Origin of the sequence: Thermocoleostomius sinensis A174 (genome assembly GCF_026802175.1) — a bacterium.
Taxonomy (GTDB): Bacteria; Cyanobacteriota; Cyanobacteriia; order Elainellales; family Elainellaceae; genus Thermocoleostomius; species Thermocoleostomius sinensis.
Map to the genome: position 1 here is coordinate 44,054 of NZ_CP113797.1, position 21,241 is coordinate 65,294.

Genomic DNA, 21,241 nt, shown 5'->3' on the forward strand with positions numbered 1-21,241 from the left:
GGTTGAAACGGGCGAGGAGGGATTCGAACCCCCGACACCGTGGTCCGTAGCCACGTGCTCTAGTCCACTGAGCTACACGCCCTTGCCAGAAACTTATGTTAGCACATAGATTTGCCATGTCACACAACAATTCGCCGATTTCTCAAAATTTTTCGGAAGCGTCTAAACCGGAGGGCGCGTTGTCTCATCTTGACTCTCACGGTCAGGCACAGATGGTGGATGTATCCGGGAAATCTGTGACAGTACGCACCGCAATCGCGGTAGGACGGGTGCGAATGCAGTTGCCGACGTTCGAGACGATTCAAGCGGGCAATGCTCCTAAGGGTGATGTGTTGGGAACGGCGCGGCTAGCAGGAATTATGGCAGCGAAGCAAACAGCCAACCTAATTCCCCTCTGTCATCCTTTGCCCATTCAGAAAGTTGAAGTACAAATTATGCCCGATCGCGAGTTGCCGGGATATCATATCCAAGCCGAAGTCAAAACTAAATCGGAAACCGGGGTGGAGATGGAAGCACTGACGGCGGTGTCGATCGCGGCTCTCACACTCTACGATATGGCCAAAGCGCTAGAGAAATCGATACAGATTGAGGCGATCGGACTGGTACGCAAAACGGGGGGTAAGTCGGGAGAATGGAGAGTGGAGAGTGGGAAGTCGGGAGTCGGGAGTCGGGAGTCGGGAGTCGAAAGCTCTGCCTGAATTTGGTAACTCCTTCAAACTTGCTGGTTTCTAAGGTCTTGATCCGCTAATCTAGTAGGCGCTATGGCTAAATCATTCGCCTTGAAATACCCGATCGAATACGCTTATACGCTTAGCTTTATGGATCTCCAGTTTTTGCAACTGATTATTAATGGCATTGCCGTTGGCAGCATCATTGCGCTGGCAGCGGTGGGGCTAACGTTGACCTATGGCATTTTGCGATTAGCTAATTTTGCCCACGGGGATTTGATGACGTTGGGCGCGTATTTTGCACTGGTGGTCAATCTCAGCGGCATCAATATCTGGATTTCGATCGCCATTGCAGCGGTGCTGACGAGCGGGGTGGCGCTAATGACCGAAAAACTGATCTGGTCGCCCATGCGCGATCGACGAGCCAGTGCTACCACACTGATTATTATTTCGATCGGGTTGGCATTATTCCTCCGCAACGGCATTATCTTGATTTGGGGAGCCGCCAATCAACGCTATAACCTGCCAGTTGTGCCTGCGCTCAACATCTTCGACTTGAGAATTCCGCAAAATCGATTGGTGGTGTTCGGGTTGGCCATTGCGGTAATTGTAGGGTTGCACTGCCTGTTGCAATACACCAAAATTGGCAAAGCCATGCGTGCTGTAGCAGATAATGTAGATCTAGCTAGGGTTTCTGGAATTAATGTCGATCGCGTGGTGATTTGGACATGGGTGATTGCAGCAGGGTTGACGGCGATCGGCGGTGGCATGTATGGCATGATTACGGCGGTGCGCCCCACGATGGGTTGGTTGCAAATTTTACCCATGTTTGCAGCAGTGATTCTAGGTGGCATTGGCAACCCTTACGGAGCGATCGCTGGCGCATTTGTGATTGGCATTGCCCAGGAAGTGTCAACCTATTGGATTTCGACGGAATATAAGTTGGGTGTGGCGCTCCTGATGATGATTGTAGTGCTGCTGTTCCGCCCGCAGGGCATTTTTCGCGGCACCTTCTAAAAACTGGTTGCAAGCGAGTAGACTGCTAGAAAAGTTGCTTAAACCAAGGCTAAAGAACAAAAGCCGAAAATCAATAAATTCGCCTTTATTCTTCAGCCTTTATTCTTCAGCCTTTACCGCCGTTGCGGGTGCGCTCTATCGAAGAATGCCAAAATAGAAGGCTGCTACGATGAAGTTGATAGCCAGCAGCAGCAAGGCCCAACCCGTACGAAAGGCATAGGGGGGGTGTCCCGAAGGAGTCATAGGGGGAATGTCTCTCTTTGTAGTCATTAAAAAGTTCTCCTCTTAATTCATAAATGACGTGAAAATGCAAGCCTGACTAGCACCCGAGGACGATCGGGTTGAATCCTAGAGTGGCTCACAAAGGCATTAACCGCCTTAAGCATCTAGCAGTTCACATCCAGAATCATCTCTCGGAAGTGCAGTTGTCAACTTAATCTTTGATTAATTATTGACTAAGAGATAGTGCAGGTCGATCGCCGCGCAGCAAAACTTAGCAGGAAACAAATCAGGAAACAAATGTAGACAAACCATCGTGAGCTATCAACAATTCCTTGCATTAAGATTACGAATTTCTTGACATACAAAATTTCGATCGCGCCAATTCGCACCCCATCAAGCGATAGGATAAATTGTTAAGCGATTGAAACGTAGCCTGCGTTGTTTATCCATACTGCTTGACTGTGCTGTTAGTTGTGAGAGGTACTTAGGTCATGGTTGCCGTTAGCCAACAGATTCCCGCCTTTTGCGAAGGAATTCAATATTTTGGCGAGTTGCCGCCACAGTTCGATTCCTATGGCAAAGCGCCTGCCATTGCAGAAGGTCAAACGGCCATTGCCGATCCAACTGATTCAACGGCTGCTTATCAAACGTTGCTATATGCCGATGCACTACGATACTTAATTCTGCAAATGACCGCCAGTAAGGCATCGGGACATCCAGGCGGGTTTGCCAGCCAAGCTGAAGCCTATGCTGGATTAGTGATGCTGGGCTACAAGAACATCGTCACCGAAGTGGGACACCATGCGCCTGGGTTCTATAGCGCTATGTTCCTCGATCGTTCCCTGGAAGACATGGGCATTGAAACCGTACAACAATTGCGCGATCGATTCCGCGAACGGCACGGACTCTTGGGACATCTTTCTGGCTATATTCCTGGGCTTCTGGCCCCGGCGGGCCCTTTGGGACAAGGACAACACTTTGCCATGGCAGGGGCACTGCTCCATAAAGATACCCTGTTTCCCTTCACCCTGGGCGACGGCGGCATGGGCGAACCCTACCCGATGAGCAGCATGGTCCATTTTCACACAGCCTTTCCCAACGTCACCAACTTCTTGCCTGTGCTGGTGTGGAACGGTTTCTCGCAAGAGCATCACAGTATGGTGTCGCTGCAAACCAACGAACAGATGATGGCATATTGGCACGGCAATGGCTTTGAGGAAGTGGTGTTAGTGGATGCTAAAGATTTTGATGATCAGAACCAGTCAGGCGCATTTGTAGACAGTACAGCTTTCTCCTTTGGGCAACGATTAGCCTTTACGAAAGCGGTGTTGATTGGGGTTGATGAAGCCGCTCGATCGGCTCTCAGCGGCAAGCTGACGGTGTTCATCATCAAACAACTGAAGGGTGCAGGCGTCCATGCTCGTGGGGCAAAGTCCCATAACCTCTATGGCCACCATACGTTAGAGAATGCCGATATCATAGCGGGGTTGAAGGCCAATGCCCTGCCAGCAGAAGTCTGGAATCTGGTGCGCACTAACTGTGAACGGGCGGGCGGCGGCCCAGCCAGCAAAGTGGCGGTGACAGAATCTGTCTTACCATTACCAGAGTTGAAAGACTTACCGCTGGAAGAATATGCAGTGGGCGGTGACAAGAAAGTCTCTACCACTGCAATGGGGCAACTAGTGGCGCATGTCGGGCAGATCGATCGCAACTATTTAGTCACCAACGCCGACGGCAACGAAGCATCAGGGATCGGCAACATTAACCAAGCGCTGAAAATAATTCACCCCACTGAAGACTCGCTCTATAACCAAACCCCCAACGGGCAAGTGTATGAACCGCTGAGTGAAGATGCCTGTGCCGGATTGGCGGCCGGATTGGCGCTGTTTGGCGCTCGATCGCTGTGGTGTTCCTATGAATCCTTTGCTATCAACGGTTTACCCATTTGGCAAACGGTTACCCAGGCAATGGCTGAATTGCGACGCCCTACCCCCTCCACCGTGACATTATTTACCGCCGGGGCATTGGAACAGGGGCGTAATGGTTGGACACACCAACGTCCAGAGATCGAAGCCTATTTTGCTGCGATGATGCGCAACGGCAATGTGTTTCCCCTGTTCCCGCCCGATGCCAACAGCATTCAGGTGTGTTATGAGTGGGCCCTCTCAACCGTGAATAAGGGCATTGTGATTACGTCCAGCAAATCGCCGCTGCCCATTCGCACCACGTTCGAGCAAACTCGGCAAGCCCTACAAGATGGCGCGATCGTCCTGCACAATTCCCCTAATGAAAAAACAATCGTCTTTGCGGTAGTGGGGGATATGGTGCTGATGCCTGTATATGAAGCGGCAACACAGCTACAGGAGCAAGGATTCGGTGTGCGAATTGTGTCGGTTATTAGCCCGCGCCGGCTTTATCGTCCCTCGGATGTGGCGTGGGACATTTGCGCGGAACCCGATGGCGAATTTTTAGCGGATGCCAAATTTGAACAGTTTTTTGGAGGCGATGCCTTGATTGGCGTGACTGGAGGAGCTAGCACCATGTTGGAGCCGATCATGCTGCGCAGCACCGCCAAGCGGGATACCTTTTGCTGGAAGCGGGGCGAAACCACGGCCACTCCTGCTGAGTTGATGGCTCTGAACGGCATTACGGGCAACACAATGGCAAAACGGGCAATCGATCTGTTGAGATAGATCCTGTTGAGATAACGCTGCTAAGACAACGCTATCAGGAGCAATGCGTCGCTGGATTGATGTGAATAAATACTTAGCACAGAGGGACTGCCTCCGCACTGTATTTGCCGCATTTTGTTACTCAGCGGCGCTTTTTTCCTGGTTTAAAAGGGCTGTATAAAGAAATTGTGTAGTTTGTGATCAATCTCTTACAAAATCTGTGACCTGACCGGAATCAAATCGATCGACGTTGTAGACTTGAATAGAGACCAATGAGTCGAAGCTTTCATTAAAGCAACTGAATAAATAGCCTTGGCTAGATTGCAACTTAGCAGCGTTCAATCTAGGCGGCCAGTTTCTCTGTAGACTATGGTTGTTAACTGCCAGCTAGCAACCACTCCACCGTTAAAAAGTGGAGTAAGGCAGAGATGAGTCCTATACTGCGGGGCGCACTACCTCTCTGAAAGCTCAACCCTTATGTTCCTTATTGATTTAGCTTTGGAGCCGCAGCTATGGGTAGATTGCATCTCAGGAATATTGTGTTCCCTGCTGTATTGCTATCGTGTTCAATTTTTTCCGCCCTGACATTACCCTTTGTTCTGTCAGATCCTAACCCGCTGACTGTAAAACTGCCACCTTTTTTTGACGGGGAAGTTGAGTCAATCTTCAAACAAGAAAACAAAACCCTGACCATTCGCTACATTGGCGCAGCGATCGTGCTTAGCGTTGGGGCCGGACTGGTGACAGTTGAAGTCTTGCGCCGAGTGCAAGCGTCTGACTCTGCCAATTCCACTGATTTGGCTCCGCCAGTGCTGCTGGGAGAAGCATCGTTGTTGGTCAACGCCATGCATGAAGCAAAGTTAGATGGATTTGTGGCTGACCTCAATTCCACTGCAATCCCAACCTCAGCTAGGTCAGCATCGGCAACGGCTACAAAACCACTGGCAATGGCGCAAGTTGGTAGCCGCACAGTTGGGTTCTCTCTCGACACAGCCGGGTATTCTGAAGCTGATGAAACTGATACCTCGATTCCAGTCTTGGATGAGCATGGCAATACGTGCCGGATTAAAACCTCCGAGTCTGAGCAAACGGCGTTTGCGTTGATGTGGAACGGAGAATATTATCGATTTTTCCGAGTGCGAGAAACCCAAGAGAAAGCTCTAGCGATCGCCAAAAACTTAGTAAAACGCGGCGAACAGGTAGTCGTGTCTCATCTAGAGCAGGGTTACGCTGTTTGGGTGAAAGAAACAGGGCCCTTCACCGAGTGGATGTCTTAAGAACCAAGTTGAAACCCTTTCGTCAGGTGGACATTGTCCATCTAGACTGAAACACAGGGTGATGATTGACGGAATGAGCGACTATGACAAATGTGAATGAACTTTGGCAACAGTATCAGGCAGGGGAAAGAGAGTTTGCTGGTATCGAGTTGCAACATGCCGATCTCAGTCACCTGAGCCTACCGGGCATCGATCTATGGGCAGCGAATTTGCGCAACGCGAATTTGCGTGGAGTCAATCTGCGCGAGGCGAATCTGCGCGAAGCCAACCTAGAGAATACCAATCTACAAGGGGCCGATTTGCGCGGTGTGGATTTGCGTGAAGCCCAGTTGCAACAAGCCAATCTACAGGCTACTCGGTTGCAGGGAGCGCTGTACGATCGCACCACGCAGTTTCCGCCCAATGTTGATTTAGAAAGCAACGGCGCGTACTATATTGGTTCGGGGGCGCAGTTGCGCAACGCTGATTTGAGCGAGCTTGATTTAAGCGGTGTGGATCTTAGTTATGCCGATTTACGCACGGCTGATTTGGCACAAATCAATTTACTGGGAGCCAATCTAAGCCACGCCGACTTAAGTCAAGTCAATTTCGACCATGCTGATTTGTCCGAGTGCTGCTTCAGTAAAGCCATTTTGATCGGAGCCAATTTTCAGTGGGCAACTCTCAACCATGCCGATTTGCGGCAGGCCAATTTGTTTGGAGCCGACTTCCGCTATGCCAATCTTCAGTTTGCCAACTTTCAAGGGGCGTTGTGCAACCATACGACCCAGTTTCCGGCTCAGTTTGATCCGATCGCTCATGGTATTGTGGTCATTCAACCTGGAGTATCACTGCGACAAGCCGACCTCAGCGAAGTCAGTTTAGCCGGAGCTGACCTTAGCAACGCCGATTTGACCGGGGCCAATTTGGTTGGGGCAGACCTCTGGGGAGTGACTCTCGATCGAGCAAATTTAACTGGAGCTAATCTTACGGCGGCTAACCTGTGGGGGGCGACGTTGATTGATGCCAATCTCTATGACGCCATTTTGACCGATGCCAACTTGCGCGAAGCCGACCTGACGGGAACAATATTGGCTTAATTCAACACCCAGATCGGTAAATACCCGGTTCGGTAAATCGGTATGAGTTTCGTAAGGGCGTTTCGTGAAACGCCCCTCCCTTACCGCAACAACTCTTCTTGACGCGGTGGCGCATCGGTCAAGCGCTCGGCCGGGAACTCTAAATTTGTGGGGTTTTGCGGCTCCTGCGGGATCAAGTATCGATCGCCCCAACCGAAGTTATCGTCTTCTGGATTGGGGGTTGTTTGTCCGGTTGGTAATTCCACGGTCAAAGCGGCTTGCACTTGGGCATAGCGAAATCCTTCGGCAGTGCTGAGAATGCTGCCCTGCGGAAAGCGGACGCCACGTTTTGCCAGTTCTGCTTCTAAGCCAGAAAGATCATCAATCGGTGTGAGGGTAGCCAGAAACAGTACGGTTTCATTAGGAGCAAGCGATAGACCTAATTTGTCTTGCTCAATTTGCCATGATTCTTGATAGTTCCCGTCGGCGTCTACTTGCCACAAATTCAAATTAGTTTGCCATTGTCCTTGTCTGACTTCAGCAGGCTGATAAGCCAAGATGGAATACGTAGGATTTGCGTTAAGTAATCTGGAGCGATTGTCTGGCTCTAGATAGCGTACAGCTGCTACTGAAATCTGTGTGTTTTCGGGTAAATTTGCCCGCCCACTCACCGAATAGGTACCAGGAGTTGATGTGGGTTCAACCTGCATTTGTAGTTCTACATTAGACCATTGAAAAATAGATTGAATTTGTGCACAACTTGCAACCAATGGCAGCAATAGTAGCAATTTGACAACCTGAGATGAACGTTGAGCCAGTGCAATTCGGCAATGAAAGGATGACCCTATCCAATTAACCATAGGTGATAACCTGTACAAATAATGCGATCGAATTAGGATGAACATTAAAGAATGCTCTCAAGGTTTTTGTGTTCATTCCTCTAGCTTATTTTTCCAATCTATAAGCAATGCAGCAGGAGCATTTGTAGTAGATTCAAGTAGATTTATCATTTCTTGACTAATTCTTTTGTCACCGTTGAAGGCTGAAATACTTGGAATATCTTAGCTAGAAAAGAAGCGATAAATCTTGATTCTATCGGCTTGATCATGCTCGTCAGAAAACAGATCGTTTCTAGATTTTCTCTGCAACTTTATGGAGTGACTTCCGCTTCTTTATTAGTTCTTTACAGATAAATGGGTATAAATTAAGAGAGTCTTGGTAAATACTAGGAGCTTGGTGAAAACGATTGAATCGCGGGCGATTTTCTACCAACAGATGGAATCAGGAATGGCTAGTTGAATTAGTGAAACCGTTGAATCCTCATCAAGCTCATTTAAAAAAACGATTGCCTCGTTGCGATCGCTTCAGTTCAAAAAAAATTAGCTGATTCTTCTAGTTTAAGTAGGCCGTCATGATGATTGGAATGATTTGAGCAGGAACTTATTGGTGATTCGTTCGGTCATCGCAGTCAGCTTCAGATCGGCAGAATTCGTTCACGGTTTCTTGCATCTACAGTCCACAGTTAACCGCATGAATTAGGTGATTTGCCTAATTTGCATTTAGGTCAGAGCGCTCAACTTCGAGTGCAGCGACTTGTTTCCTGTAGAAGTCGGTGATGTGTTTGAGTTTACGGCAGTAGTAAAACCGCAAGAATTATTTCGTTTAGGTGCGTTTTGCTAAGGCTAGATTTGGTGCGTTCTGGAGAATCTAGCGACAAGATATGGATGTGACTAGCCCTGTTTATCGATCGTGTTTTATCCCGTTTCCCTCAACGTTTCTCAGTTTTTTAGCGTCTGTAAGTGCTACATCATTAGGCAGTTGGTTATTGTTGGGCAGTGCTGCCTATGGGTATTCGCAAACGACGATTATTGAGGATTCACAAGCAGCCATCGATCTCGCTGATACTCAGTTGGATCAAGATAGTTCGCAGATAAATTCACTCACCGTTTCACTCCCTTTTGCTGGTGCAGCGGACCTGTTGCACTTCGCTGATGCAGAGCTTGAACGAGGAACTGATCTAGAGCAAGAACCTGTTCAAATTGGTTCTTCGATCGCTGTATTATCGCCAGTAAATGACTCTCTGGTTAGTTCTGTTGTAATTGATGAATTCGATTCTACAACGAGTGATTCTAATGTGGTTGACTTGATTCTTCAGCAAAATCAAGATTTAGTCGAAGTCTATGATACAGCTATTATGAAAGAATGGGAAATTCTATCTAAAGAATTATCCCAGGAAGTATCGCAGAATTTATCATCCTCCTCTCAAGATCCATTCATTGAAATTGTTGACACTAAGGAAATTGATTCCAGTTCTTCAGTTCTCTTAGAGTCGTATCGATGGGAATCGATCGAAGCCAATGAAGATGAAAATCGTGCAGTAAATAATGAAGAAACTGATAATTTTGATTCCACGTATTCATCGCAACTATTTCCTCAATTCGTTTCTCGATCGACTCCTAATTTAATCACTCAATCTGAGTCTCAATCGCAAACATCTGCACAAGCTAGCGACTTAGGAGAACCAATTGTCACGGCGCAAGGCGTGTATTTGCTGCAAGGTGCGGAATCGTCAGCCCGTGCTCGCTTGTCAGCTAGCTATGCCCTCACCCCCAACGTTTTGTTTGGTGCAACGCTGGATTTCACAACGGGTGATGCCTTGACCAATTCTTCAGGCGATGGGGTAGATCTGAACGAACTATTTGTGACAGTGTCTCCGCCAACGGTTCCTAGCCTCAGGCTTACGCTGGGCATGATCGATCTCACCTCCTATTTCGATCGCAACAGCTTTGCTAAAGATGCGGCCACTCACTTTTTCAATCCGGTCTTCCAAACCAACCCGGCGTTGGCGGCGGCAGGCATTGGCTCTCGGCCGGGGGTGTTGGTGAATTGGGATGTAACCGATCACTTGTCGATGCGAGGAGCCGCTTTCTCGTCCGATCGCGATTTGGATGAGTTTGCCTTCGACGGGGCGGCGGCGGAAGTGGCGCTGCGGTTGGGCAATTTAATTGTACGCGGCACCTATGCTACTGGTCGCGATGCCGGGCAAGATAGCGGCTTTAATGAGATTTTCCAGTTCCAACGCGAAGGCGATGAGTTTGGCTTGCAGCCGAATGATCGCGAAGTTGCCTACGGCATCAATGCCGAATACTTTATTCCCGCTATCAATCTTGGCTTGTTTGCCCGCTACGGCTGGTACGAAAACCAGACCCTCGATCGCGGTGGCAATACCTACAGCGTTGGACTAAACGCTTTGGATTTGTTCTTTGCGGACGATCGACTGGGATTGGGCTACGGTCGCGCCTTATCGAATGACAGCCTGCGGCGCGATCGAGATGACGAAATTCCTGACGTGTGGGAACTGTTCTATGACGTGCGGCTGACTCGTAACTTTCGGGTAGGTGCATCGCTGCAAGCGCGTGAGGCTTTTTCAGAAACCGTCGCTGGCTTGCGAATTCGGGCTGATTTCAATCTTTCAGACCTGTGGAGGTAGCTGTGAATAATCCAATGAATGATTTGGGGAATCGCTACTCAACATGGCAGCAGATTGTGGGCGGAGTGGGTGTGACGGTGGTAGTGATGACAACTGTGGGCGGAACTGCGCCGATCGCCCAAGCTCAGGCTAGACCAACCTCTGTCAGCGAAGGCTACACGCTCCTAGAACGCGGCTGGGTGGCGGATGCAATCGTCGCGTTTCGTCAGGCAATTCAGCAGTATCCACAATCGATCGAGGCCCGATTGGGATTGGCAATTGCCTATCAGCGCAACGGGCAAGATGCCGAGGCCTGGGCTGCCTATCAGCAAGTATTGACCCAAGCCCCAACCAATCAAACGGCACTCGCCGCAGTGGGTATGATGGGCAGCTATCGTCCAGAGTGGCAGCGATCGGGCATTGCCGCCTTGACAACATTGTTGGAACAAACGCCGCAAAACCGGGAAGCCCGTGCCCAACGCGCCCTCCTATATGGTTATCAAGGGCAATTTGCCAACGCCATTGCCGACTACGACGTACTATTAGCCGATAATCCGGCTCCCGATGTGCTGTTGGGAGCCGCGCAGGTCTACACCTATAGCGGCAACTATCCGCAAGGATTGGCGCTATTTGAGCAATATTTAGCCGAGGGTGGCACGCTGTCTAATGATGTGATTGCAGCCTATGCCTTGGCATTGCAGGAAAACGGTCGCCCAGATTCAGCGGTGGAGGTGTTGGCATCCCGCCTGCAATCCTTTCGAGCAGTGGATGCTACAGCGATTCAAATCCGCGCGGCGTTGGCGATCGCCTATCAAAAAACTGATCAACTGGATGCTGCCCTAGCCACCCTAGCCCCCTTGCGCAACGAACCCTCGGCAACGCTGTCCCTAGCGCGGGCATTGAGTGCAATCGGACGGGCGGAAAATGACAAAACTGTTTACGCCGATGCGGTGGCATTGTATCAGCAAGTTTTAGAGCAAACACCAGTAGCATCGATCGGGCTGCAAACCGAAATTGCCGATGTCTTCAGCGAATACGCCATGACTCATCCGCAAGCCTTGATGTTGTATGACCAGTTGCTAGAGCAGCAACCCACTGATCAGAGCTTGCAGATTAAGCGCTTGTTGGTGTCCCAGCGGTTAGGGCAATTGTCTCAGGCGGATTTGCACGAGCAGTTACAAGCGGTGCTGCAAAACTTGCCGTCCGATGCTGTAGCGCAACGATCGATCGCCCAAGCCTTGATTCGCGTTGATCCGCCTGCCCCCAAGTTGTTGCCCGTCTATCAAGTGCTGGCCCAAGCTGGAGCCGATCCATTTTTGGATTTTCGCATTGCCCAAATCTACCTGCGACAGAGCGATCTAGAAGCTGCTAAACAAGCCATTACTAGCTACCTATCCTCGCCGATTGGTGCACAAGATTATGCCCCGGAATTGTTACTAGCAGACATTGAACGGCGAGAGGGTAACTTAGACGCCAGTGCTCAGCGCTATGAAGGAATTCTAGCAGCGAACCCAGCGGCTCGAATTCGCACCGACGCCCAACGGGGACTGGCTGGCGTTCGCTTGGCCCAAGGACAACTCAATGCCGCTCTGACAATTTACGATCGCCTGTTAGCCACCAATCCCGATGACTTGGCTAGCCAACTAGGGCAAGCCAGCATTCGCTATCAAACCCAACAAATTTCGGAGACTGAAGCGGAAGCGGTGCTCGATCGCTGGTTACGCACGGAACCTGTGCCAGAGCCGTCGCCGGAACTATTTAGCTTGGTGGGGGCACTGCCGCCTGCGATCGGGCGGCAACCGCTGTATGAGTCGCTGTTAACGGTAGAACCAGATCATGTGGCAGTAAATCGCCGCTTGGTGCAGGTATTAGCCACTCTCGATCCCGATCGGGCTAGAACCCAAGTAGCGCAACTGGTGCAAGACAATCCTGGTAATCTCAATGCCTATTTTGTCCAGGCAGAACTGGCGCAAGCGTTGGGTGATTTGGACTGGGCCGGGCAAAGCTACGAACGGATCTTGCAGCAACAGCCCAATCGTATCGATGCCTTGTCCGCCTTGGGTGGGGTGCGATTCCAGCAGCGGCGCTATGCCGAGGCGACCGAGCTATACAACCAAGTGTTGGCCCTGCGTCCGGACGATGGGGAAACGCAACGCGTGTTAGCCGAATTGAAAGCGGCACAAGATCAGCCCTATGTAGCGATCGACGAACTGCGTCAAGTACAACAGAGGCAGACTGAAACCGGAGAAGCGGATTCGCGAGTCGATCGTCGAATTCGACAACTCCAGCTTGATGTGCTCAGGCGGCGCGGCTTTCAACCTGCCTGGGAGCGCTACTAACTTCACTCATGGAGATGATGTTCTCAATGCTGCCGACACGACTCTTGATGCCGATTGTCCGTGCCAATCGCTGGGTGTTGCTGAGCGCCTTGGCTTGTTTGATGGTCCTGATTCCTTGCTTCTCACAACCTGGATTGACACAGCCCGACGTACAGGTTTGTTTACAACCTGCAATCGAGACCTCATTAACTAATTTTTCCAAGGATATTTCATTGCTCTCCCTACCATCCGTGACATCGCCGGAAACCTTCGCAGTTTTACAGCAAAGTTGGTTAGCCTATCGCGATCGCTTTATTCAGGCGGATGGGCGCGTCATCGATCGAGAAATGGACGATCGCACCGTCTCTGAAGGACAGGCCTACGCCATGCTGCGTGCCGTGTTGATCAATGATGCCGATACCTTTGCCCGCACTCTCACGTGGGCTGAAAACAACCTCAGCCGCAAAGATGAAAAGGGTGAACGCACTGATTCGCTGTGGGCCTGGAAATGGGGACGGCAGACGAATGGGGAATGGCAAACGCTCGATGCCAACTTTGCCAGCGATGCCGATGTGGATGCGGCAGTGGCGCTCATTTTGGCGGCCCGGCGGTGGAACTGTCCGGCTTATGCCGATCTGGCGCACGCTAAGCTGAAAGACCTGTGGAACCTTTCTACGATTCGGATCAAAGGCAAGCGCTATCTTCTACCTGGCCCCAATGACTCCTTCCGGCAAGCCAAAGATCTGGTAGTGCTCAATCCCTCCTACTTTGCGCCCTATGCCTTTCGCTTATTTGACCAAATCGATCGCCGCAATTGGTCACGCTTAGTAGATACCAGCTACAGCGCCCTAGAAGAATCGGCCAGCTTATCAGCAGTAGGGCTACCCGGTGATTGGATTGCTCTCAATCGCAAAACGGGCAAATTTGAACCCGTGCAAGAAACTGAAACGCTGCGATCGAGCTATGGATTTGATGCCTATCGAGTTTGGTGGCGAATTGCTTGGGATTTAGCCTGGTATGGCGAACCACGGGCTGAAGAATATTTGAGTCAACACTTATCTCACTTGCAACAGCGCTGGCAAATGACTCAAACCATTCCCGCTCGCATTAGTTTGCAGGGAGATGCCTTGGTTGATTATGAAGCCACGTCCCAGTATGCCATGTTGTACTATGCCTTTCGCCTAATCGATCGTCCAGTGGCAGAGCAAATCTATCAACAAAAGCTAGAACCCGCCTATCAGGATGGTTTCTGGGATAATGATTCTGCTTACTATACGCAAAACTTGGCTTGGTTTGGGCTATTGCCGTTTACCGTTTCAGAGGATTTGATGCGGGCCCAATCGCGCTGCATTAACTTTTTAGGATCAATTCCTAATTATCTTTTAGATGAACCTGCTTCACCTCCTCACACTCAGGGAGACACTGGAGGTCTCTTTGCTTGTCGATCGTTATCTTAAGGTTTTGTTTTAATTTTTCCTAATCTACCTCTAGCCGTATGAAATATCGTCACCGCTCTACCCGTTCATCTGCTCGCGATCGTCTCTTGCGAAATCGCATTTCTGGTCATGACATCAGTTGCAAATCGCATCATCGTGTTTCGCGATCAATAGTTTCTCAAAAACTAGCGATTCTACTCACCTGTGTATTGACTAGCAGTCTTATTGCTGTCACTTTGCCGCTGATTTCTACGGCTCAGGCTCAGCGTGAACCTGAACCGGCATCCATCTCTCAACCATCTCCATCTACATCCCTATCTCCATCACCTACCTATGTTCTGCCCTCGTCAACTGATGTTCCAGTTGTGGAGCCGCCCGCTGGTGGACAATATGTACTAGAATTTAACCGCAGTCCAGTCGTGGGCAATCGTCTACGTCTGGAAAGTATTTATGATGAAGTGCGCTTGGGATTCACGCGACCGCGCAACTGGACCCCGGAAAATGTTCAAGTACTGCTGCGCTATCGCCATTCAGCAGCGCTCTATGCCAGTCGTTCAAACCTGACCGTGTTGGTGAATGGAACGAGCATCGGTAGTGTCCCGCTGAACAAGCCGCGGGGCGAAATTGGTAGCGTTACGTTGAGTGTGCCAAAGGATTTGATCCAGGACTACAACGAAGTAGTGGTGGCGGCGCTGCAAAACAACTCGCCGACGTGTACCCAAGATCCCTACGATCCGTCCTTGTGGTCAGAGATTTTACCAGACTCTAAGATTGTGTTTGATTTTCAGCCACAACCTGTGGCAATGGACTTCAACCGCTACCCCTATCCAGTTTACGATACGCTGAGCTTGCAAACTAATCAGGTAGCCTATTTACAACCAGAAACCTTAAACGAGGCGTGGCTGACAGCAGCAACTCGCTATCACGCCTCCCTCGGTCGAGTAGCAGACTATCGTGCCCTCGATACCCGTTTGGTGCAATCGTTAGATGAGGTGGAAGAAACCGATCGGCTTGTTATTATTGGTACACCAGAGAATCAGGCGGCTTTGTCCTCGCTCGATTTGCCCCTGCCGCTACAAAACGGACGCATTTTAGACGCCGAGCAAAAAGTACTGCCGCCGGATGTGGGTGTGCTGATGTTAACGACGACCGCCGATCGACGAGTTCCTGTTTTGGTAGCAACCGGAAATGGAGATGCGGGTGTCACCAAAGCCGTGCAATTCCTAGTACAGGCTCAAGATCAAAAAATTGGTACAGGGAATGTCATTTTTGTAGAACAAGTTAATGAAATTCCTTCTCCCGCATTGCGCGAATGGCCCAATTACTTACCCATTGAAGATTCATTCAAACTGGCAGATCTGCGATCGTTCAATGGTGAACCCTACAACGATGTCACGGTGCGTGGCTCTCATGCTCCTGCACTAGAGTTTGATTTTCGGGCATTACCAGACGATCAATTTTTGCCGGGAAGTTCCATGATCCTGCGCTACAGTTATGGCCCTCAAACGAATCCCGTTACCTCACTGGTAGAAGTGGAACTTGACGGCATTCCCCTAGACGGACGCCGCTTGACTTCAACTAATGGCGCCAATCGACAAGAATTTCGTCTTGACTTACCCACCGATCGCATCAAGCCCAACTCTAAAATGCAGGTGAATTTTCGCCTTGATCCGCGTGAACGCCGTTCTTGTAGCCGCGTTACCGATCAGCAGCTTTGGGGCACAATTCATGCGGATACCAGTTTCAGCTTGCAGCGGCAAAACGTGGTGCGCCTGCCCGATCTAGAGTTATTTCGCTATGGTTATCCGTTTGCGGCTCCGCAGGATCTGTCTGCCACCGCGATGGTTGTTCCTGATCAACCCAGCGATGCCGATCTATTGCTGTTGCTAGAAGCTAGCGAACGACTGGGGCGATTGAGCAAAGCTGATTCAATTAAACTCAATGCCTATCGTGCCAGCCAATTACCACCCGAAGCACGCAATCAAGCTCATTTAATTGCGATCGGCACACAGGCTCAGTTTCCTTTCCCCGAAGCCTTCCAAGGTAGTGGATTTGCACTGAACGCTGCTTCGGTGCGCCAGTGGCAACAGAGCCAAATTCAAACCAACCCCGATCGGGGCGGCGTCGTGAAACAAATGGTATCGCCGTGGAATCAAGAGCGAGTGTTGCTGGTGCTGACCGGACAAACCGATGCAGGACTTGAGCAAGTGCGCCATCTCATTGGGCAAGATCCGCTGTTCTATCAACTAGAGGGAGACACAGTGCTGATTAGCGCCAACCGCGATAACCCATCTCCCTATGAAGCCAACGACTACAACCTAGAGTTTTTGCAGGAATCGCCCCAGCGTCAAATTGTAGGCGATCAGAGAAGTTGGTGGTTATTGCTACGAAGCAACTGGTTTATTTTGGTTCCCGCTGTCGTGGTAGCTGCCCTCTTCCTTTATGGCGTCGCGCAACTGTACCTGAAACGAGTCGCCGTCCAGCAGCGCTAGAAGCAAAGAGGAGAGGTGAAGGATAAAAGAAAAGATGAAACATGCCCCACTCCCGACTCCTCGCCCCCCAGTTCCCACAGCCGATCGCAACAGGAGCATTTGATGGTCAGTCCTTCTTCCAAGCCGCATCGAACCCCAGCATGGCTCGATCGATTTAAGGAAAATTTTACACATTGGCTGGTAGACGATATTCCACAGCTATTTGATTGGCTGTTGCAGTGGTTAAGCCGTCGCCAGTTAATTGTGCTATTAAGCTGTTTGTTGTGGCTCTTCACCCCGCTCATCTCAGTGCGTCCAACACTTTGGCAACAGGGATTTGTGGCACTGTTGTTAATTAGCGTAGGACGGTTTTTGCTGCATTTAGAAGAACGACAGCGACGATCGACAACGAGCGAGCAGTTACATTTACTGTTGATGTGCCTGAGTGTGATGGTGACATTGCGGTACTTCTATTACCGCACAATTTATACCCTCAACTTTGATACGTGGGTGAATACAGTTTTTTCTGTTCTGTTATATATGGCAGAGATGTATGCTATCGCTACGTTGATGTTGGCATACTTTCAAACGGCCCGAATTCGACATCGGGAACCGATCGACATTTCTACCATTCCTGAGAACAACTTACCCACGGTTGATGTCTACATTCCCACCTATAACGAAGATGTAGAAATTGTACGGAAAACCATCCTGGGTGCATTGGCGATCGACTATCCAGCCGCGAAGAAACGAGTGTATGTGCTAGATGATGGCCGCAAGTTTCACGATCGCCGTATTCACCTCTATCGCATTTGTGAAGAGTTGGGCTGTACACTGTTAACCCGAACTAATAACGATCATGCGAAAGCGGGGAATATCAACACAGCACTGCAAAAAACGCACGGCGATCTGATTTTGATTCTTGATTGTGATCACATTCCCTCGCGCCCATTTCTACAAGAAACGGTTGGATTTTTCTTAGATGAAAAAGTAGCACTGGTGCAAACCCCGCACTGGTTCTATAATCCTGATCCGTTTGAGCGCAACTTGAAAACGGGCGGACGTGTGCCTGTTGGCAATGAGTTGTTCTACAAAGTCTTGCAGAAAGGAAATGATTTCTGGAACGCGGCGTTCTTCTGTGGTTCAGCGGCGATCGTGCGACGTAAACCGCTGATGGAAGTGGGCGGCATTGCGGTAGAAACGGTGACAGAAGATTGTCATACCTCACTGCGGCTGCATTCACTAGGCTACCGAACGGTGTATTACGACAAAATCATGGTGGCAGGATTAGCCCCCGAAAAATTCTCGGCCTATGTGGGGCAACAGGTGCGCTGGGCGCGGGGCATGGCGCAAATTTTGCGGCTAGAGCATCCCTTAGTAAACCCCAAACTGAAGCTCAGCATTGGGCAACGATTGTGTTATTTCAGTGCCACCTCTCACTTCTTCTTTGGCTTTCCTCGCCTGATGTATGCCGTCGCTCCAACACTATTTCTGTTGTTTGGTATCAACTCAGTCCGTGGTTTGGGTCTAGAAACGTTGTTTTATGCGTTGCCGCACATTGTACTATCGATGCAAACCAACCACATTCGCTATCGACATGTCCGCTTTTCGTTCTGGAACGAAATTTATGAATTTGCCATGTCGTTCCAAGCAGGAATTGTAACGATGCTGGCGATGGTGAATCCCAAACTCGGCAAATTTAACGTCACCGATAAAGGGTTAACCGTCACTGAACGTAAGTTTGACCTAGACTCGATTCGCTATTTGGTGATTTTGGGAGCTATTACCAGTGCCTCACTGATTGCAGTTCCGTTTTGGCTCTTGCTCAGCCCCCGCGATACAGAGGCGGTTCTAATTAATGCCCTATGGTGTACGTTTAATATTCTGCTGGTGCTAGCTGCCTGTTTAGCTGCATTCGAGCAACCCCAACTACGCAGTGCCCACCGTTTACCGCGCCAATTGACCGCCATTATCCACAGTGGCGATCACAGTTGGACCGGACGAACCATGAACGTCAGCGAATCCGGTGCGTCGATTTTGTTGGATGTTTGGCCCAATATTCCCGATCAGGTGCGGGTGGAGTTGATTGGCGATTTTGGCGCACGGGCGTTATTAGACGCAGAAGTGGTGCGCGGCATTGCCACCGACAGGCTAGAAACCGTACTCGCAGTGAATTTCATCAATGTTAGTCGTACTCAATTAGATGATTTGATTTTAGTGATCTTTTCCGATGTGCAAGAGTGGTACTCGCAGAAGCGCCGAGAGGCTGATAAGCCCCTAGATTCGCTGCGGTTCATTTCTAATAGCCTCAGACGAGCCTTTCGCGAATTTCGCCCAGAGATTGGGGTCAAGGTGCGCAAATATGTGGATGCTGATGTGCAGCTTTACTGGGAAGGCTGGGAAGGGAGTTCTTACAATGCTAAACTCACCGAGATGGGACTACGAGAGTTGCGGTTGGAATATAGTGGGCCATCGATTTTGCACCTAGATGCTGTTCGAGTGACGCAACCCCTAGTTGCATTGGCTATGGGGCATGACAAAACTGACCCCTATGCCTATAGTTTGCTAGCCCAGGTACAAATGGTGGAAGAATTGCCGCCGCTTCCGGCTGATTATTTTTCCGAAACGTATGTACAACGAGTGGCGATCGAACTGCGCTTTCCCGAATTTCTCGATCGGCAGCAGCAGAACAAAATTCGGCGCATTTTGCAGTTGCTAGATAGTGAACGGGAAAATTCCCTGTCGGCTTAGGAAAGGGGGAGGTTGGCTTGCTTAAGCCTTACGACATCTTCACGCTTGCAGCCTAGATCTTCACAAACCCATCCTAGAAACATGGAATAGATTTGATAGGCTAGGTGAAAGATTACCTATGCAGTCGTTAATTCGTTCATTGATCGCTAATTGAAGCGATCGTTGACTTCTGTGAAGCGTTTCGTAACAGCTTCCACCTCAAGTTTTTAGGGACGCGCTACCACAGCTATCTTGTCGATTTTCTCTTTCAGCCTTTTTTCTTTCAGCCTGTTGATGACAGTTGTGCAATCGTCTGACCTCAGTTGGCTCACGGTCGATCGCAATTCATCATCTCTTTAAGATTCATGCCATTCTGCTGAGCTATTGATGAGAAGCTTGATTTCAAAATTGGCAGTGTTATTTTCGGCAGAAGTTGACTGATGAAGGTGATTTCGCTTGAAAAATGTTCAAGGTAGCTGTTACTAGTTTCCATCTACTGTTGAAGCTTGTCCTAATTTAAGTTTAATTTGTAACTTTTAATGGGCAGATTACAGCAATTACCATTCAACTCATTCAACCCACATTGTTTCAATTTCATTCCCAAACTTAATTATAGTCCGCATCAACTGAACTGACCAACCATTGTGATAAGGGCGTTCTCAAATACTGTGCAGCCTCATCAGGAGTGCTTTCATCTTCGCGATAAGGCTCGTTCAGATCTTGCCCCACAAGTTCAACGGAGCGATACACATGAATACCACGACTATGGCTAGCTACAGACCTTTTCAGAAGTTGCATCCTTTAACGCTCTTGGCACAATTGTCCAGTCGCCAAGCGAACGGCTGTCTACAGGTATCCAATGGTTCTACCTCGTGGTTACTGTATCTGGAACAAGGGAAACTGTTGTATGCCACCAATTCAATGAACCCGTTTGAACGGCTCGATCGGCATTTGCGTCGGCTCAGCGCTCAAATTCCCAGTTTGGTGAGTGCAGTTCGGGTACAAGTGCGGTTGCTGTTTGAAACACAGGTAGAAAATGCATCGGGGCTACCCGCTGACTATCAGGCCATTTGCTGGCTTGTAGAGCAGCAGCATCTTCAGTCCAATCAAACTAGTCTTTTAATTGAAGCCCTGGCAGTTGAAGTCATCGAGTCGTTCCTGACGGTTCAAGATGGCAGCCACGAACTAGTTCCACCAGAGCAGTTGAACGAGATGCCCAAGTTCTGTCAGCTTGACTTGCGGTTTCTTGTCGAACAGTGTCAAACCCGCCAGCGGCAGACGGCTCGGGCTGTAACGAAATCGCCCGTTGAACAACCATTTATTGCGAATCAACCTCCTCAACAAAACGGCATGGGCTTGAAGCCGGAGATAGATTCGGAACCAGAACCTGCTTCAGAGCCAACGGTGCCGACGACGACGACCCCAGCGATCGCCAATTCTGATCCTGGACGTCCCCAATTCACCGTTCCATCCTTACTAAGTTCCACCAGTAAAACCCACTACACGATTGCTTGCATTGACGATAGCCCCACTGTGCTGCAAGCCATTCGATCGTTTCTTGACGACAAAAGCTTCACAGTTTTGATGATCGATAACCCGGTGAAAGCCTTAATGCAAATCGTGCGCAGCAAACCCGATCTCATTTTGCTAGACGTCACCATGCCCAACCTCGACGGCTATGAACTATGTTCATTATTGAGGAAACATCCTAACTTCCGCTATACCCCCGTGATTATGGTAACTGGCAATACTGGTTTTATCGATCGAGCCAGAGCGAAATTAGTTGGTGCATCGGGCTATTTAACGAAACCCTTTACCCAGTCAGATTTAGTGAAGATGGTGTTCAAGCATTTGACCTAGTTGGGGATTAGGGGTTGGGGGTTAGGAATTAGAAGCAACATAC

The 21,241-nt window shown here is 49.6% G+C and carries 13 protein-coding genes and 1 tRNA gene; 11 read left to right on the forward strand and 3 right to left on the reverse strand.

The annotated features are described in order from the left end of the window. Positions 1-8: 8 nt before the first annotated feature. A tRNA-Arg gene (locus OXH18_RS00190) sits at positions 9-82 on the reverse strand. A gap of 34 nt (positions 83-116) precedes the next feature. On the opposite strand from OXH18_RS00190, the gene moaC reads away from it, so the two are divergent. Both moaC and OXH18_RS00200 read left to right on the forward strand, forming a co-directional pair. Next, positions 117-698: a cyclic pyranopterin monophosphate synthase MoaC gene (moaC, locus tag OXH18_RS00195; protein ID WP_268610351.1), complete on the forward strand. Its 582-nt coding sequence runs from the start codon at positions 117-119 to the stop codon at positions 696-698. Positions 699-818: 120 nt separating this feature from the next. Then, entirely contained in the window at positions 819-1,685 is an 867-nt protein-coding gene (locus OXH18_RS00200; protein WP_268613257.1) for a branched-chain amino acid ABC transporter permease, read from the forward strand. A 135-nt stretch (positions 1,686-1,820) separates the two neighbouring features. Here OXH18_RS00200 and psaX read toward each other — a convergent pair whose 3' ends face one another. Next, positions 1,821-1,928, reverse strand: coding sequence for a photosystem I protein PsaX (gene psaX / locus OXH18_RS00205; protein WP_315874797.1), 108 nt, complete (start codon positions 1,926-1,928; stop codon positions 1,821-1,823). A gap of 470 nt (positions 1,929-2,398) precedes the next feature. Here psaX and OXH18_RS00210 point away from each other — a divergent pair, with 470 nt between their 5' ends. The 3 genes from OXH18_RS00210 to OXH18_RS00220 all read left to right on the forward strand — a co-directional run bounded on the left by OXH18_RS00210 (position 2,399) and on the right by OXH18_RS00220 (position 6,935). Continuing rightward, positions 2,399-4,600 carry a phosphoketolase family protein gene (locus tag OXH18_RS00210; RefSeq protein ID WP_268610354.1) on the forward strand — a complete coding sequence of 734 codons (2,202 nt, stop codon included), beginning with the start codon at positions 2,399-2,401 and terminating at the stop codon, positions 4,598-4,600. 491 nt (positions 4,601-5,091) lie between these two features. Continuing rightward, positions 5,092-5,856: a hypothetical protein gene (locus tag OXH18_RS00215; RefSeq protein WP_268610356.1), complete on the forward strand. Its 765-nt coding sequence runs from the start codon at positions 5,092-5,094 to the stop codon at positions 5,854-5,856. A gap of 83 nt (positions 5,857-5,939) precedes the next feature. After that, a complete protein-coding gene (locus OXH18_RS00220; RefSeq protein WP_268610357.1) occupies positions 5,940-6,935 on the forward strand; it encodes a pentapeptide repeat-containing protein in 996 nt (331 codons plus the stop codon). 80 nt (positions 6,936-7,015) lie between these two features. On the opposite strand, the gene OXH18_RS00225 is transcribed toward OXH18_RS00220, so the two are convergent. Further along, positions 7,016-7,774, reverse strand: a complete 759-nt coding sequence (locus OXH18_RS00225) for a hypothetical protein (RefSeq protein WP_268610358.1) — start codon at positions 7,772-7,774, stop codon at positions 7,016-7,018. An 866-nt stretch (positions 7,775-8,640) separates the two neighbouring features. Here OXH18_RS00225 and OXH18_RS00230 point away from each other — a divergent pair. From OXH18_RS00230 to OXH18_RS00255, 6 genes are all read left to right on the forward strand, one after another. Then, positions 8,641-10,404 (forward strand): hypothetical protein, encoded by a 1,764-nt coding sequence (locus tag OXH18_RS00230; protein WP_268610359.1) that lies wholly within the window; start codon positions 8,641-8,643, stop codon positions 10,402-10,404. A 2-nt stretch (positions 10,405-10,406) separates the two neighbouring features. Then, complete coding sequence (locus OXH18_RS00235; protein WP_268610360.1) at positions 10,407-12,722, forward strand: tetratricopeptide repeat protein; 2,316 nt, start codon at positions 10,407-10,409, stop codon at positions 12,720-12,722. Between the two features lie 26 nt (positions 12,723-12,748). Then, a complete protein-coding gene (locus OXH18_RS00240; protein WP_268610361.1) occupies positions 12,749-14,158 on the forward strand; it encodes a glycosyl hydrolase family 8 in 1,410 nt (469 codons plus the stop codon). A gap of 38 nt (positions 14,159-14,196) precedes the next feature. Then, positions 14,197-16,629 (forward strand): cellulose biosynthesis cyclic di-GMP-binding regulatory protein BcsB, encoded by a 2,433-nt coding sequence (locus OXH18_RS00245; RefSeq protein WP_268610362.1) that lies wholly within the window; start codon positions 14,197-14,199, stop codon positions 16,627-16,629. A gap of 102 nt (positions 16,630-16,731) precedes the next feature. Then, positions 16,732-19,359: a UDP-forming cellulose synthase catalytic subunit gene (gene bcsA, locus OXH18_RS00250; protein WP_315874798.1), complete on the forward strand. Its 2,628-nt coding sequence runs from the start codon at positions 16,732-16,734 to the stop codon at positions 19,357-19,359. A gap of 729 nt (positions 19,360-20,088) precedes the next feature. After that, the gene (locus OXH18_RS00255) at positions 20,089-21,198 is read left to right on the forward strand and encodes a response regulator (RefSeq protein WP_268610365.1); all 1,110 of its coding nucleotides are present in this window, start codon (positions 20,089-20,091) and stop codon (positions 21,196-21,198) included. Positions 21,199-21,241: the final 43 nt, after the last annotated feature.